This is a genomic window from Saccharopolyspora gloriosae (assembly GCF_022828475.1).
GTDB lineage: Bacteria > Actinomycetota > Actinomycetes > Mycobacteriales > Pseudonocardiaceae > Saccharopolyspora_C > Saccharopolyspora_C gloriosae_A.
In genome coordinates this window covers 1,076,201-1,090,568 of record NZ_CP059557.1, presented here as the reverse complement: position 1 = coordinate 1,090,568, position 14,368 = coordinate 1,076,201, and the positions used below count along the sequence as shown (strand labels likewise).

General features: G+C 66.5%; 13 protein-coding genes. 3 read left to right on the top strand and 10 right to left on the bottom strand.

Translation table 11 applies throughout. The features are described 5' to 3' along the window. Positions 1 to 153: 153 nt before the first annotated feature. Genes H2Q94_RS04665 through H2Q94_RS04640 form a run of 6 tightly spaced genes read right to left on the bottom strand, consistent with a single transcriptional unit; the run spans position 154 to position 6,406 of the window. Positions 154 to 939: a class I SAM-dependent methyltransferase gene (locus H2Q94_RS04665; RefSeq protein WP_243792382.1), complete on the bottom strand. Its 786-nt coding sequence runs from the start codon at positions 937 to 939 to the stop codon at positions 154 to 156. Next, the gene (locus tag H2Q94_RS04660) at positions 915 to 2,204 is read right to left on the bottom strand and encodes an MFS transporter (protein WP_243792380.1); all 1,290 of its coding nucleotides are present in this window, start codon (positions 2,202 to 2,204) and stop codon (positions 915 to 917) included. Before H2Q94_RS04660 ends, H2Q94_RS04665 begins: the two co-directional genes overlap by 25 nt. Beyond that, positions 2,201 to 3,229, bottom strand: coding sequence for a dipeptide epimerase (locus tag H2Q94_RS04655; protein ID WP_243792378.1), 1,029 nt, complete (start codon positions 3,227 to 3,229; stop codon positions 2,201 to 2,203). Before H2Q94_RS04655 ends, H2Q94_RS04660 begins: the two co-directional genes overlap by 4 nt. Then, on the bottom strand, positions 3,226 to 4,254 hold the full coding sequence (locus H2Q94_RS04650) for a PLP-dependent cysteine synthase family protein (protein WP_243795529.1): 1,029 nt from the start codon (positions 4,252 to 4,254) through the stop codon (positions 3,226 to 3,228). The genes H2Q94_RS04655 and H2Q94_RS04650 overlap by 4 nt, the downstream gene beginning before the upstream one ends. Before the next feature lie 53 nt (positions 4,255 to 4,307). After that, the gene (locus H2Q94_RS04645) at positions 4,308 to 5,141 is read right to left on the bottom strand and encodes a Rossmann-like domain-containing protein (protein ID WP_243792376.1); all 834 of its coding nucleotides are present in this window, start codon (positions 5,139 to 5,141) and stop codon (positions 4,308 to 4,310) included. Further along, positions 5,138 to 6,406, bottom strand: a complete 1,269-nt coding sequence (locus H2Q94_RS04640; RefSeq protein ID WP_243792374.1) for an ATP-grasp domain-containing protein — start codon at positions 6,404 to 6,406, stop codon at positions 5,138 to 5,140. Before H2Q94_RS04640 ends, H2Q94_RS04645 begins: the two co-directional genes overlap by 4 nt. Before the next feature lie 99 nt (positions 6,407 to 6,505). Between H2Q94_RS04640 and H2Q94_RS04635 the strand changes: the two genes are divergently transcribed. Both H2Q94_RS04635 and H2Q94_RS04630 read left to right on the top strand, forming a co-directional pair. Further along, positions 6,506 to 7,948 carry an alpha/beta fold hydrolase gene (locus tag H2Q94_RS04635; RefSeq protein ID WP_243792372.1) on the top strand — a complete coding sequence of 481 codons (1,443 nt, stop codon included), beginning with the start codon at positions 6,506 to 6,508 and terminating at the stop codon, positions 7,946 to 7,948. Positions 7,949 to 8,336: 388 nt separating this feature from the next. Further along, positions 8,337 to 9,044, top strand: a complete 708-nt coding sequence (locus tag H2Q94_RS04630; RefSeq protein ID WP_243792370.1) for a hypothetical protein — start codon at positions 8,337 to 8,339, stop codon at positions 9,042 to 9,044. A gap of 178 nt (positions 9,045 to 9,222) precedes the next feature. Here H2Q94_RS04630 and H2Q94_RS04625 read toward each other — a convergent pair whose 3' ends face one another. The 4 genes from H2Q94_RS04625 to H2Q94_RS04610 all read right to left on the bottom strand — a co-directional run bounded on the left by H2Q94_RS04625 (position 9,223) and on the right by H2Q94_RS04610 (position 13,257). Continuing rightward, positions 9,223 to 10,149 (bottom strand): patatin-like phospholipase family protein, encoded by a 927-nt coding sequence (locus H2Q94_RS04625; protein ID WP_243792368.1) that lies wholly within the window; start codon positions 10,147 to 10,149, stop codon positions 9,223 to 9,225. A gap of 61 nt (positions 10,150 to 10,210) precedes the next feature. Beyond that, a complete protein-coding gene (gene arfB / locus H2Q94_RS04620) occupies positions 10,211 to 10,642 on the bottom strand; it encodes an alternative ribosome rescue aminoacyl-tRNA hydrolase ArfB (RefSeq protein ID WP_243792365.1) in 432 nt (143 codons plus the stop codon). A 39-nt stretch (positions 10,643 to 10,681) separates the two neighbouring features. After that, on the bottom strand, positions 10,682 to 11,779 hold the full coding sequence (locus tag H2Q94_RS04615; RefSeq protein WP_243795527.1) for a 3-deoxy-7-phosphoheptulonate synthase: 1,098 nt from the start codon (positions 11,777 to 11,779) through the stop codon (positions 10,682 to 10,684). Between the two features lie 119 nt (positions 11,780 to 11,898). Next, the gene (locus H2Q94_RS04610) at positions 11,899 to 13,257 is read right to left on the bottom strand and encodes a serine hydrolase domain-containing protein (RefSeq protein WP_243792363.1); all 1,359 of its coding nucleotides are present in this window, start codon (positions 13,255 to 13,257) and stop codon (positions 11,899 to 11,901) included. 149 nt (positions 13,258 to 13,406) lie between these two features. On the opposite strand from H2Q94_RS04610, the gene H2Q94_RS04605 reads away from it, so the two are divergent. Continuing rightward, positions 13,407 to 14,321 (top strand): CPBP family intramembrane glutamic endopeptidase, encoded by a 915-nt coding sequence (locus H2Q94_RS04605; protein WP_243792361.1) that lies wholly within the window; start codon positions 13,407 to 13,409, stop codon positions 14,319 to 14,321. The last annotated feature ends 47 nt before the right edge of the window (positions 14,322 to 14,368 follow it).

Here is a 14,368-nt window from a genome sequence, read left to right as displayed (position 1 = left end):
CCTGCCTTCAACCGGTCACCCGACCAGCAAAAGAAAACGATAATACTTTTCAACAAGCCCCGAAAGGGGATCTGCCTCACGTCACGAACACCGCGAGGAAGGGAACCTTCCTGTCACCGGTGGCAGGAAGGTTCCCTTCCTCGCATCACGAGTTCAGGTGGGGCGCCGGGCGATGAGGTGGAGGCGGTCGCCGGTGAGAGATGTGTTGAGGGGCGAGCCGGGGTGCCAAGCGGGGTCGGTTCGCGGACCGGGGTGGTCGAACATGGCGAGCACTTCGAAGCCGGCCTGGCGCAGGATTCGGTGAAGTTCTTGCGGGAACAGCAGACGCCAGGCGGATCGCTGGGTGAGTTCGTCGCCGCAGCCGGGCCAGTCCCAAATACGTTCCCGGCGCAGCAATTGCTCAGCGTGGTCGATCCACAGCCGGGTCCGGGACCGGTAGTCCACCCCATTCCAGCTCACGGACCGTTCACGAACACCGTCGAGCAGTTCGCGGCTGCCGAGGAAGAAGGCCCCGTTGCGCATTTCGGCGATGAGCAGCCCACCTGGCCGCACCTGAGCGCGACAACGCTCGAGGAAACCGTCGAGCTCGGAATTCGTGTGGCAGTACAAGAAGGCGCTGTCGAGGCAGGTGATGGCGTCAAAAACATCGTCCAGCCGGAATTCGCGCATGTCGTCGACGAGAAAGGTGCCGTCGGGGCATTGCGCCCGGGCGTACTCGATCATCCGCGGCGAGGTATCGATCCCGGTCACGCGATACCCGTTCCGCGACCAGAACCCGGCATCGCGTCCGCTGCCGCACCCCACGTCGAGCAGCTTGTTCCCCGCGCCGTGCCGACCGAGCAGGTCGAGGACGAATCGTGCGGCGAGGTGCTCCGGGTCGGGGAATTGCTGTTCGTAAAGCTCGGGGTTGTCGGTCAGGAAGTTGGCGTCGTTGTGCACGCGGAGGCTCCCGGTTGCGAAGTCGATTTCGGACCTATGAGTCCGTTGCGGTGCAGGACGATCACGGCGGCGGCGGAGACGAGCCCGAGGCCGAGGCACAGTGCCGACGGTGCCCACGGCATTCGGTGTCCGGCGATATCGCTCACCCGGCCGATCACGGCATTGCCCGCTGCCGCGGTGATCCCGGAGGCGAGGTAGAAGACCCCGAAGTAGGTGCCGGACAGCGAACTCGACCCGAATGCGGGAATGAGGTCGTTGACGAACGGCTGCGCCAGCATCAGCCCGATGGTGAGCACGAGCGTCGCCACCAGCACCGGACTGAGCCTGAGCAGTGCATCGGGCGGTTCGAGCGGAGCCGACGCGCTGGGAACGGCGATTCCGGCGATCACGGTGGCGAGGAACGCGAGCCCCATCAGGACCATGCCCGCCGCGATGGCACCGCCCTGGGAACACCGCCGTTGGGAGCGTCTGGTGATGCGCACCTGCAGCAGAAGTCCGGCCACTGTGGACACGATGAATACCGCGGCGACGGAGCCGCTGGATCCGGTGAGCCTGGCCGCTTCCATCGGCAGAACCAGGTACAGCTGGTTCTGCAAAGCGAACATCCCGGTCAGCGCAAGGGTGAACCCGAGGAACCGCTTGTTGCCGAGCACCCCACCCCAATCACCCAGAACGGTGTTGCGCGCAGGTGCCACCGCTCTGGGCGGCAATACGACGATCTGCGCGATGGTGAGCAACGCGAAGATCAGTGCGGCGACGAGCGCGGAAGTGGCGAAACCGATGACGACGAGCGCACTTCCGAGCAGTGGCCCGACCAGCGCCCCGGTGTTCGCGAACACGTTGAACAACGCGAACGCCTCGGCTCGCCGCTCCCCTGCCTCCTGCGCGAGGTAGGCACGCACCGCGGGGTTGAACAGCGCCCCCGCCAGCCCGCTGAGTCCCGAAGCGAGCAACAGGATCGGCAGGGAGGTGCCGAGCGCGAACAGGCCGAATCCGACGGTGCGCAGCGCACATCCCGCGATGATGACCCCGCGGGCACCGAGCCGGTCGGATGCGGTGCCGCCGATGAGGAACAGGCCTTGCTGGCTCAGGTTGCGCACTCCGAGCACCACGCCGACCAAGGCAGCGGACATGCCCAGGTCGTGCCCCAGATAACCGGCGAGGTACGGGATGAGCAGGTAGAAGCCGATGTTGACGCCGAGCTGGTTGACCAGCAGCACCTGCACCGCGAGCGGGTAGCTTCGGATGAGCCGCCAGGTCGTCATGGCGAGGACCTCGGGAGCACGCCCAGCCCTGGACGGCCGCTGAGCCGCAGCGTTCCGTCGATTCCTCCGATGCCGTCCCAGGGATCGTGCGCGAGCAGCAGGTGCCCGTCGAGGTCGATCCAGCTGGCGTGCCCGGCCAGGTGCACGGCGGGGGCGATGCCCAGTGAGCTGGCGACCAGGCAGCCCAGCATCACCTCGGTACCAGCGGAACGGGCGGTTTCGATGATCTCGACGGCAGCCCGGATACCGCCGCATTTGGCCAGTTTCACGTTCACCCCGTGCACTGAAGACCCGAGTTCACGCACGTCGTCAACGGTCTGCGCGTCCTCGTCGGCGATCACGGGGATGGGGCTGCGTTGGGCGACCCAGCCGAGATCCGCGGGGGAGCCGGGCCGGATGGGCTGTTCGACGGCGGAAATGCCGTGCGGTTCCAGGGCTTCGAGGATGCGAAGCGCCTGATCAGGCTCCCAAGCGCCGTTGGGGTCGAGCAGCAGCCGCGCGTCGGGTGCGGCCGCGCGGATCGCTGCCACTCTGGTCGCGTCCTCGGTGCCGTCGCCGAGTTTGACTTTGAGGACGCCGAATCCCCTGCCGGTCAGTTCGGTGGCGGTGCGCACTGCTTGAGCGGTATCAACGATGCCGATCGTGCAGGCGGTCCGCGCGGTCTCGAAGGACGGTGCCCCGATCAGGTCGCGCACGATGGTGCCGCGGCATTTCGCCGCCAGGTCGTGCAGCGCCGCGTCCACCGCACACCGCAGTCCCGGGTCGAGAGTCACCCATCGCTGCGCATCAGCGAGGAGCTCGTCGGGGTCTTCGCTCTCCTCGATGACCGGCCGCAGCGCTTCGAGCTGCGTGACGATCCGCGACAGATCAAGGTCGTAGTAGACGCTGGTGACGGCTTCGCCGTGGCCGATGTGCTCCTCGTGCGACACGTCGATCCATACCGCGTCCCGTTCGTGCATGACGGAGCGGGAAATGCGGAACGGCTCCCGTAATTGCAGCCTGCCCGTGCACCAAGTGAGCTTCATGCGGGCACCTCCGCGGACCTCGCCGGATCGTGAACGGAGCCGCACCGCGCCCAGCCGTGCACTTCGATCGCCGCGGCGTCGGCGATCTCCACGGGCCGGGTGGCCGGGCGGCCCCCGAGCAGGCCGTGTTCGTGGCAGAACTCGTCGTCGAAGATCGAGTCGAGGTATCGGTGCGGGCCATCCGGGAACACGGTGACGACTCGGGAACCGGACTCGCGCCGAGCCGCCCAGCCCGCCACCAAGGCGACCGCGCCGGTGCTCCATCCGCCGCTGACGAAGGAGTGCGCGGCGAGCCTGCGGCAGGCGTCGACGGCTTCGGCCGGCCCCACCCAGTGCACTTCGTCGAACTCGGCGTAAGCGACGTTGCGCGGGAAGATGCTGCTGCCGAGTCCGCGCATGATGCGGCGGCGCGCGGGCTGCCCGAAGATCGTCGAGCCCACGGTGTCGACGCCGATCAGGCGCAGCCGTGGCCAATGCCGCCGCAACGTGCGGATGATGCCCGCGCTGTGCCCGCCCGATCCGACGCTGCAGACCAGGGTGTCGGCCGAACCGAGCTGGGCGACGAGTTCCTCCGCCAGTCGCTCGTATCCCGCCGGGTTGTCCGGGTTGTTGTACTGATCGGGCCAATAGGCGTCGGGCAGTTCCGCGCACAGCTGGTGCACCCGGTCCAGCCTGGCTTGTTGCCAGCCGCCCACGGGGTGCGGCCGGTCGACGACCTCGGTCCGGGCACCGTGCGCACGCAGCAGCGACCGCATGCTGCGCTCCAGTTCCCGGTCGACGACGAGAACAACGGGATGCCCCAGTGCTTGGCCGGCGAAGGCGAGTCCGACCCCGAGGGTGCCGCTGGTGGACTCCACCACGGGCGCTCCGGGACGGAGTTCGCCGCGGGAACGGGCGCCGCGCAGCATCGAGATCGCAGCGCGCGCCTTCATACCACCGGCCCCGAGGCATTCGAGTTTCGCCCAGAATCCCGGATGGTGATCCGGCAACGGGGTGCTGACCCTGGTGACCGGCGTGTCGCGCATCAGCGACAGCAGGTCCGGGTTGGCCGCTCGGGCCGGGCTCGTGCTGAGGTCGATCAACGAATGTCCTTCCCTGGCTCTGAATTGCGCGGACCGAGGTAGCGGTAGAGCGAGCCGGCCCCGCCGTCGAGCCAGAAGAACGGGTAGGGCTCGGCGGAGATCGCGGTGACACCGGAGCCGAGGAACCACGGCAGCACGGCACTCGCGGTCTGCGCGAACATGACCAGTGGCTTCCCTGCAGCGCGCACGTGCGCCAGCAACGGCTCGAATGTGTCGTTGCCCGCGACCATTCCGGACGCCAGCACGGCATCACAGCCGTCGACTTCGGCCATCGCGTCGCGCGCGATCGGCTCGTCCCACTCGGTCACGCCGCCTTTGAAATCGCAGGCGACGTAGTCGATGCCGCGCCGGCGGAGCTGGTGCAGCAGTGAGTTCACCACTCCGATCACCAGCACTCGGCGAACGTGGTCCGGGACCATGCCGACCACGATGTCCGCTCGCTGCAATGATTTCTGCAGCGAGGTTCCACGCCGAAGCCGGACTTCTTCGGCGTGCTCGTGGTGCGGATGCCGCGACATCAGGTACGCGTCGGCTGCCGCGATGCGCACCGCGGGCTCCGGATGCCGTAGCAATCGCCCGACCGAAGCACCGACGCAATCGATGACCAGTTCGTCGCTGAGCACTCCCGGCTCCACAGCGCACGACCCGACGGCGTCCTCCACTCGCAGGCTCAGCACATGGTTGCGGTACGACCGGCCCCGCCCGGAATGCCGGACGCCCTGCTGGGTGAGGAAGCCGACGCTCACTTCCGCTTCGTCCACTTCGTCGCCCGCCAGCCCTGCTCCGACGGCGGCAGTGAACGCGTCCAATGACAGGAAGGAGTCCTTCATGCCTTGACCAGATCCTCGGCGTAGATCACCTGCAGGGAGTCCACCGCCGCCTCGGCTCGCGCGCGCGCCGCGCCGAGTTGCGGGTCGGTCGTCATCACGTGTCCGAGGTAGTTGTTGTTGCTGCTGGCCGCGCCCGCCACGTGCCCGGCGGGTTTGAAGGTGCTGTCGACGACGCCGTCGGCTTCGTGGACGTCCTCGACACCGTCGATCCGACGGATCGGCCCGGTCCGCGGCGGAAGCAGGAAAGAGATCGCCGCGCTGCCCGCACCTGTGGAGTTCGCCGTCAACCGCGGCGGTTCGCCCACGGCGAGCTGCGCGTGCACCGCGGGCAGGTCGATCCCCGTAACCCGGCGGATGAGCTCGGTGATCTGGTTACCCGCCGGACGCGGGTTGACCTCGACGATGCGCGGTCCGGCCGGGGTCAGTTTGAGCTCGGTGTGCGTGACCGTGTTGTCCAAGCCGAGCGCCTCGACGGCGGCGACCGCGACCGCGGTGGCGGCCCGCTCGGTTTCGTCGTCGAGCGTGGCGGGGAACATGTGACCGGTTTCGACGAACCAGGGCTCGCCCCCGACGCTCTTGTCCGTCACTCCGACGACGGTCGTTCGGCCGTGCGCCGTAACGGCTTCCACGCTCACTTCCGGGCCGGTCAACAGCTCCTCGAGCAGCACCGTGGCGCTGCGCCGTTGCCCGCGGGCGTTCACCGGGAACCCCTCCAGCTCGCGCACCGCTTCGTTCAGTTCGGCCTCGTTCGACACCTTGCGCACGAACATGCCCGCGCACAGGTCGACCGGCTTGATCACCAGCGGAAAGCCCAGAGCCAAGGCCGCTTCACGAAGCCCGGAGGCACTGTCGGCGAGCGCGAACGCGGGTCCGGGAACGCCGGCATCTCGTAAGACGAGCCGGGTCTGGTCCTTGTTGCAGGCGCGCGCCACCGCTTCCGGTGGCGATCCGGGGAGACCGAGGCTCTGCGCGAGGTGCGCGGTCGCGCCGAGGTAATAGTCGCATGAAGTCAGCACACCGTCGAAACCCAGCGCAGGCTGGAGTTTCGCAACATGCTCGATCAGTGACGGCACGTCGTTGGTCTCTGCGCTGAGCACGTTCTCCGCGCTGAGCAAGGGATGCGCGCCCGGCCGGTTCCATGCGCGCAGATAGTGATGCACGTCCCGGGTGAGGAAGCTGAAGCGGTGGCCCCCGTCCCGGATGCCGCGGGGCAACAACGTGCTCATCGCCCCGACCCAGCTTTCCACCATCAGCAGGTGACCCACTCCGACTCCTCCGCACGGTTGCCCACTAGCGGACGGTAACGATAATCATGTTCAATACAGTTGGCAAACCCCATTCAGGTAACACTGGAGTCACCCAGCGTGTTCAACTCGCGTCACAATCGCACCGCCCTGCTCATCGCACCCCTGCTCGCCGCGCTCGTGCCCGTGCCCGCCGCGGCCGAATCGCCGAGCGACGGGATCCTTTTCGGGCCATGCCCGGCCGACGTGACCGACAACCACGAAGTCCAATGTGGACATGTCCGGGTTCCGCTGGATTACGCGGAAGCGGACGGCCCCTCGATCACCATCGCCGTCTCCCGCATCCGCGCTTCCGGCCCGCCGCAGCAACGACGCGGAGCACTCCTGGTCAACCCGGGCGGCCCCGGTGGCACCGGCCTCGACTACGCCGAGAGCAAACGCGCCAAAATGCCCGTCGAAGTAAGGCAGAGCTACGACATCATCGGGTTCGACCCGCGCGGCGTCGGCCACAGCGCACCGGTCGACTGCGGCCCCGCCGGCGGACTGTTCGAACACCCGCGGCCCGACCCCGTCCCCACCGGAGCCGAACAGGAACACGCCTACCTCGGCGACCTACGCCGACTCGCCGACGACTGCGCCCGCAACATCGGACCGGCGCTGCCGCACATCAACACGACGAACACCGCACGCGACATGGACCGGATCAGGCGAGCGCTCGGTGAGCCGCGGCTGAACTACCTGGGCGTGTCCTACGGCACCTATCTCGGCGCGGCCTACGCCGCCGAATTCCCTCGGCACACCGGACGCATGGTGCTCGACAGCGTCGTCAGCCCCGACGACTGGCACCACTTCGACGTCCGCCAAGGCTTCGCCATGCTCGAACAGCGCGACGCCCTGTTCGACTGGATCGCCGCACATACCGAAATCGGACTCGGCGCCGACCGCCGCACCGTCCGCGAGCATTACCTCCACGCACGCAGCACGCTTCCCGTCGACGAATTCGGGCCGGACGAGTTCGACCGGGTCGTCTACCGCACGCTGTCGCGCACCGAACGGTGGGAACCGTTCGCCCGCGCCCTCAGCCAGTACGTGCACACCGGCAACGACAGCGCACTGCGTTCCACCGAACCCGACGATCACAACTCCGAAGCCGCGCTGCGCGCCGTCAAATGCGCCGACAGCCCACGCCCCGCCATCCCCGACGCCCTGGGCGCGGTCCGCGCACTGCGCGCCGCCGACCCGCAACCCGTGCTCACCGGCTTAGAAGCCGGCACCTGCGCCTTCTGGCCCGAACCACGTGAAACCACCCGGCTCGGGCACCCCCACATGCCTCCCGTACTGCTCACCCAAGCCGAGCACGACCCCACCACACCGCTCGACGGCGCACGGCGAATGCAAGCCCGGCTCCCCCAATCCCGGATGATCACCCTCGACGACAGCCGCTCCCACGGCGCCTTCGCAAGCCAACACAGCCCCTGCCTCGACACGGCCGCGGCCCACTACCTCCTAGAGGGAACTCTCCCACCCCCACACACCCACTGCACCGACCTCCCGCATCCCTGAGAGGAAGGGAACCTTCCTGCCACATACAAGAGAAAGGTTCCCTTCCTCCCACCTTCGCGGACGTCGAGGCCTCGCCGACACACCGGCGAATGTCGGCCACTGCCATGGACTTGCGGTGACCGATAGTGATCACATGTCATCAACCGTAATCAGCCAAAGCATCGTTCAGGCCGCCCCTCGACGCGTCTTCCACGTCGGCGAGCTGGAGAAACTCGGCGTCTCACAGTCGACCAGCTACCGCCGGGCACGAGCAGATGGACCGTGGACTCGACTCCTCCCAGGCATCGTCCTGGTCGCCCCAGGGCCGCCGACCACACATGACTTGATCACGGCAGCACTGCTACGAGCAGGCCCCTCGGCCATGATCACCGGGATGCACGGAGCACGCATGCACGGACTGTCGACGCCCGACGAGGACGCTCCGGTTCACGTCCTGATCCCGCACGGCAAAAAGATCCAAGGCAGCGATCGAATCAAGTTCGAACGCACTACACGACTGCCTGCGCCGGTCATCGAGAACGATATTCCATTGGCGCCCGCGGTACGAGCAGTGATGGATGCGGCACGCACATGGCAACCTCGAGAATCAACGGAGGCCTTGCTAATCGAAGCGATACAGCGGGCGCCCGGTTGTTCAGCCGGCGCACTCAAGCAGGAAATGGATCGGGGCACCAGGCGCGGCACTGGACTCCCTAGGGACATCTTGCGCGCCATGACCGCAGACCTCCGGTCACCCGCCGAGCTTCGCGCCTTTGAGCTGATCAAGCGTTCTGACCTGCCTGCCCCTTCATGGAACGTCCCTCTGTTCAACTCGAGCGGGCATTACCTCGGCCTGCCGGATGCCTGGTTCGACGACGTAGCACTCGCCGTCGAGTTCGATTCATTCGCCTTCCACTTTTCCAAGGCCGATTACGCTGCTACCACGAAACGCAATACTCGATATGCGACCAACGGCGTAGCAGTAGTCCAGATCCTCCCCAGCGACCTAAAGAACAACCCCGAAGAAGTAATCGAGAACATTCGCCGAGCGTACCAAGCAGCCGCCCTGAGGCCACGACCTGAAGTAGAAGCTCGAACCACCCAAATCGAAAAGTAGGGATTAACGCGCGCCAACTCAACCGCACACCGAACGCCTCCCGAAGCTCGCCAGCGATATCTGCGGAGCTTCGGGCCTTTTGCATGCTCATGTTTCGACCCCACACCACGGCGCTCGGCATCCGAGCAAGGGAACCTTCCTACCATCGGCGACAGCAAGGTTCCCTTGCTCCGCCGGATCAGCCGCAGGTGAGGGAGGGCTGGCTTTGTTCTGGGTTGCCGCTGCTGTCGACTGGGCCGGCGGGAATTGGTCGGGCGTGGGGGAACCAGGCTCTTGTGAGGTTCCAAGCCGCGTCGATCAGCGCAGCGGAGTGCGAGAACGAGTACGGGGACAAGCCCGCCGTTGAGGGAGCCGGAAGCACGTAGAGATCACAGCGGGTCGAGTTCAACTGCAAATCGAGCCGCGCGGCCGCGAGCATCGAAGCACCGAGCGCCGCACCGTTGACGCCACTGACCGAGCGAGGCGGAGTCCGCGGCACCGGCAGTGTCGCGACGGCGCCGACACCACGCTTACGCGGTTGCCATGTGAACGGCCGATCGCCTCCGCACGGCAGCACGAAGACCCGCTCCGCCCCGAGCTCTACCGCCCTGCTGATCGGCATGAAAGCCGCAGCTCCCCCGTCCACAAGCCACCGCTCGTTCACCTTGAGGGGCGGGAACAGCCCGGGGATGGAGCACGAAGCGACCAGCGGCGGAAGCAACGGCCCCCGATCGAAGTACACGGCGTCACCCGTATCGACATCGGTGGCGGTCACCGTGAGGGGGACCTCAGCTTGCTCGAATGTCCGATACGGGAGGGTCCGGTGAACCCAGCGGGCGAGCCCACTACTGGCCATCAGATGGTTCGTGATCCCGAGTTTCCCTGCGAGGAAGCGCGTCGGCTGGAGGGGGAAGATGTCGGAGCGACGCATCGAGCGCCACAGTTCCCGCAGCTTGCTCGCGCCTCGCTTAGACGGTTCCCGGGCGAGCCACGCCGCGTTCAACGAACCTGCCGAGGTACCGACCAACAGATCCGGTTTGACGTCCGCTTCGAACAGTGCAGTGGCGAGTCCGGCCTGGATGGCCCCGAACGTTGATCCGCCAGGCATCACCCAAGCCGTCCGCATGAGCGCGATCCTCTCTGCTCGTCCTGTGGCCGAGGCTAACCGGATGTTCGCTGTGGTCGCCTCAGCTGTCTTCCGGATCACCCCGGCGTCGCCACTGTTTCACCTGGCCACGACGTTTCTTACCGTCAAGTCGACGGCGCCGCGAACCAGCGGTCGGCTTAGTTCGCCTCCGAGGTGGCGGTTCAGGCGCGATCGCTTCGGCCAACAACTCGGCCAACCGTTCCCGTGCTGCGGCCCGATTGAACAGCTGGCTGCGGTGTTCCGAAGCGACAACAGTGAGGACGCCGCTGACCAGGCGAGACTCTAAACGGCTGAGCGCACGGTTCCGCATCGGTTCGGGCAGCTTCGAGTTCGCCAGGTCAAAGGCGAGCTCGACGCGGGAATCTGATGTGTTGACGTGCTGCCCACCCGGCCCGGACGAGCGCGAGAACCGTTCGGTCAGCTCAGCTGCCGAGACGGTCAGCTTGGAAGTGATGCGCAGATCTTCGGGCACGCCACCAGCATGAGCGTCTCGAAGCCACGATGCTGCCCTTCACGCGAGCTGTAGCCAGTTCGCTGAGTCACAGGTACGCCGGGACGCTCTCACCGATGCGGCCAAGTCCCGCAATGTTGTGCCCGTGTCGTCCCAGCCCAGGCAGGCATCGGTGATGCTCTGCCCGAACACGGGGTCCGTCGTACTGATGTCCTGACGTCCACCGACTAGGAAGCTTTCCAACATCACACCGCGGATGACATCGACCCCGCTCGCGACCTGGGCGCCGACTGCTGCAGCCACCTTCGGTTGCTTGGCGTGGTCTTTGCCGCTGTTGCCGTGACTCACGTCGATGACCACGGCAGGCGGTAAGCACGCTGTTCGCAGCATGGCGGCCGCGCGCCGCACCGACGCGATTCCGTAGTTCGGGCCGCTCTTCCCACCTCGCAGGATCATGTGCGCGGCGGCGTTTCCTGAGCTGCGCACCCACGTCACGGACCCGCTGTCGCCGGCTGCGAGGAAACGATGCGGGTGCCGCGCGGTGATCACCGCATCCACTGCGGCTTGGAGCGAACCACTGGTGCCGTTCTTCATGCCGATCGGCATCGGCAGCGCGCTGGCGAGCTGGCGGTGGACCTGACTTTCCACGGTTCGCGCGCCTATGGCGCCGTAGCTGATGAGATCTCCGAGATAGTCGGCGGCGAGGGTGCTGACCCACTCGGTGGCGACGGGGAGGTCGAGTTCGGCCAGGTCGAGCAACAACTCCCGAGAAAGGCGGAGCCCCGCTTCGATGTCCGCGGTGTCGTCCAGAGCGGGGTCCGCGAGCAAACCCGTCCAGCCCACGGTGGTGCGAGGCTTCTCGAAGTAGGCACGCATGACGACAACGAGCTCATCCGCGAGTTCGTCAGCGAGTTCCCGCAGGTACTGCGCGTACAGCTTGGTCGCGGACACGTCGTGCACCGAACACGGCCCAACCACAGCGAGGAGACGATCGTCTCGGCCGGCGAGGACGTCCTCGATTGATCGGCGCCACGTCGCGACCTTGGCGGTGACCGACTGATCGGCGGGTATCTCTGCCAGCAGTCGGGCCGGCGAAGTCACCTCAACGACGGACTTCCCATCCACAGGTACGGCTCCGATCGACGGCTGTCCGATCATCCCACCCAAGCTCGCCACAGAGGGAAGCCTAACCTAACAACCTCTGGATTGGGTGCGAGGAAGGGAACCTTTCTGCCACTGGTGGCAGAAAGGTTCCCTTCCTCGCACCACCACAGCAATCAGGGTGTGGGGCGCCAGTGGTCGGCGCCGCCTGGGATCGGCGCGTTCGGGTCGTAGGGGGTGCGGGTGAAAATGAAGGTGTTCAGGTTCAGATGGGTCACGGATCCGTCGGATGAACGGCCCACCTGGAGCCGCTCCCCTGAGTAATAGCCGTCCAAGCCGGTCCACGTTCCGTCCTCATTCCGCCGGAAACGAGAGGCTCGGCCGCGCCCCTGCCATGGCACCAAGTCCAGCAGGCCATCGGGAAGAATCCGCAGAACGTAGGGAGACGGACCCCAATACCACTGACCGGTGAGCTCAAGCAGATCAGCATCCACATGGGCGCTGGGAACCCACGGCTCCGGCATGCGCGGCTCGTGTTCATCCAGCAAACCGAGCAAGTCGGTGATGAGCGCCGACGAGACACCAGCGGTCGTGTTGGCCATGAAGACGACACCGGTCCGGTCCCCGGCGTCTGCCATCACGGTCGCCAGGAATCCGGGCATCGAACCGGTGTGCCCGGCGAGCCGCCGTCCCTGATTCCTGATGAGCTGAAACCCGAGTCCGTACCCCGCACGCCAGACATCCCCGTCGTCCACCGCTCCGGCAGCACGCATCTCCGCCACCGTCTCTGGATGCAGCACCTCGGCCGTTTCTCCGGAGATGAACCGTGCCCACCGGAGCATGTCGTCCAAGGTGGACCACAGCTGTCCCGCGGGTGCCATTGCGCCGCCATCCTCCGCCGGCTCCGGCAGCAGCACGTCGGCCCACGGATGGACTGCCCAGCCCTGCGCGTGCGGGTTCTCCGGGCCGAACGTGGTCCTGTTCATCCCCAATGGAACGAGGATTTCTTCTCGCACCGACTCGTACCAGGGGCGGCCCCGCAGCCGGGCGACCAACTCTCCCAGAACACCGAACCCGGTATTGGAGTAGTGAAATCCATGTCTGGGGTGCGGGCGGACGGCGTGTTCGTCAATTCCGGCGATCAACTCCTCTACCGGGCCGCCCTTGGTGCGTTCCCACCACTGACCCGCGGGCTCCGCGCTCATTCCGCTGGTGTGCGACAGCAGGCGGGTGATGCTGCGGTCTCCGACGGCGGTGCCCGGGACGTACTGCTCCAGCTTGTCCTCGAGGTTGAGACGGCCTTCGTCTCGTAGGCGCATCACCAGGACTCCGATGAAGGATTTGGTGATCGATCCGATCCGGTATTGCGTGTCCGAGGTCGGGGCAGTGCCCGACACGATGCCTCTGCTTCCGGTCCAGATCGTTTCACCGTCGCGGACGAGTCCCGCTATCAGCGAGGGAACTCGATTCTGGCTCTGCTCAACAGCCAGCCGTCTGAGCAGCGCTCGATCAGTGGAAGGCAGCAAGGTCGTCATGCGCCCATGCTGTCACGGCATTCCTGCGAGGAAGGGAACCTTCCTGTCACCGGTGGCAGGAAGGTTCCCTTCCTCGCGGGAGCAGGCGGGGGTGTTGGGGCCGTTGGCAAGATGGGGGTGTGGGTGATCGAGTTGATGTTCGAGGTGTGGTGGGCTTTGTTGGGCTGACCTACCTGGTGACGTGGGTGTTGACCGTGCCGTTGTGGCTGACTGGTGCCGGGTTGACGTGGGAGTGGGCACCGCTGCTGTTGGTGGTGATGATGTTCGTGCCCACGTTGTCCGCGTTCGTGGTCACGAAGTGGGTCAGCCCGCAGGACGCACCGTTGCGCGGCTTGGGCATCACCAACGCCGGTGGCGTCCGACGATGGTGGGGGCGGGCGCTGATCGCGTGGTTCGGCCCGCCGGTGCTGATGCTGGCCGCGCTGGCGCTCGGCGCGCTGTTCGGGGTTTACCACGCCGACTGGACCGGTTTTTCCGGACTTTCCGAACAGTTCGGCTTCGCGGAGTCCGCTGCGGGTGCGCCGCCGGCTTCGTCGTTGGCGCTGGTGCAGGTGCTGCAGGTGATGGTGCTCGGTTGGCTCAACGTCATCCCCGCTTTCGGGGAGGAAATCGGTTGGCGCGGCTATCTGACCTCCGCGTTGCTGCCGTTGGGGCAGCCTGCCGCGTTCCTGGTGACGGGCATCCTGTGGGGACTGTGGCACGCTCCGCTGCTCATCCTCGGATACAACTACCCGAATGCCCCGATCGTCGTCGCGTTCCTCATGATGGTCTGCTTCTGCAGTTTGCTGAGCGCACTTCTCGGTTGGTTGAGGCTGGCGACGGACAGTGTCTGGCCTGCTGCGATCGCGCACGGTTTCGTCAACGCCGCCGCCGGGTTCGGCATTCTGTTCAGCGCCGCGGGGCATCCGGTGGACAACGTCACGTCGGGTTTGCTCGGCTGGTCGGGCTGGATCGTGCTGGCGTTGGCGATTCTGGTGCTGGTCCTGTTCGGCAAGCTCCCGGTGGCACTGGTGCGAGAGGATCCGGGATTGACGCGCGGAGTTCGCAGGCTCAGTCGCCGCTGAGCGCGATACGAGAAGGAGGGGCCGTCCGCGGGTGGCGGACGGCCCCT

Coding starts and splice junctions, on each gene's coding strand:
- H2Q94_RS04660 (WP_243792380.1), bottom strand. CDS start 2,204: ATGACGACCTGGCGGCTCATCCGAAGCTACCCGCTCGCGGTGCAGGTG.
- H2Q94_RS04655 (WP_243792378.1), bottom strand. CDS start 3,229: ATGAAGCTCACTTGGTGCACGGGCAGGCTGCAATTACGGGAGCCGTTC.
- H2Q94_RS04650 (WP_243795529.1), bottom strand. CDS start 4,254: ATGCGCGACACGCCGGTCACCAGGGTCAGCACCCCGTTGCCGGATCAC.
- H2Q94_RS04645 (WP_243792376.1), bottom strand. CDS start 5,141: ATGAAGGACTCCTTCCTGTCATTGGACGCGTTCACTGCCGCCGTCGGA.
- H2Q94_RS04630 (WP_243792370.1), top strand. CDS start 8,337: ATGCACGGACTGTCGACGCCCGACGAGGACGCTCCGGTTCACGTCCTG.
- H2Q94_RS04625 (WP_243792368.1), bottom strand. CDS start 10,149: ATGCGGACGGCTTGGGTGATGCCTGGCGGATCAACGTTCGGGGCCATC.
- H2Q94_RS04615 (WP_243795527.1), bottom strand. CDS start 11,779: ATGATCGGACAGCCGTCGATCGGAGCCGTACCTGTGGATGGGAAGTCC.
- H2Q94_RS04610 (WP_243792363.1), bottom strand. CDS start 13,257: ATGACGACCTTGCTGCCTTCCACTGATCGAGCGCTGCTCAGACGGCTG.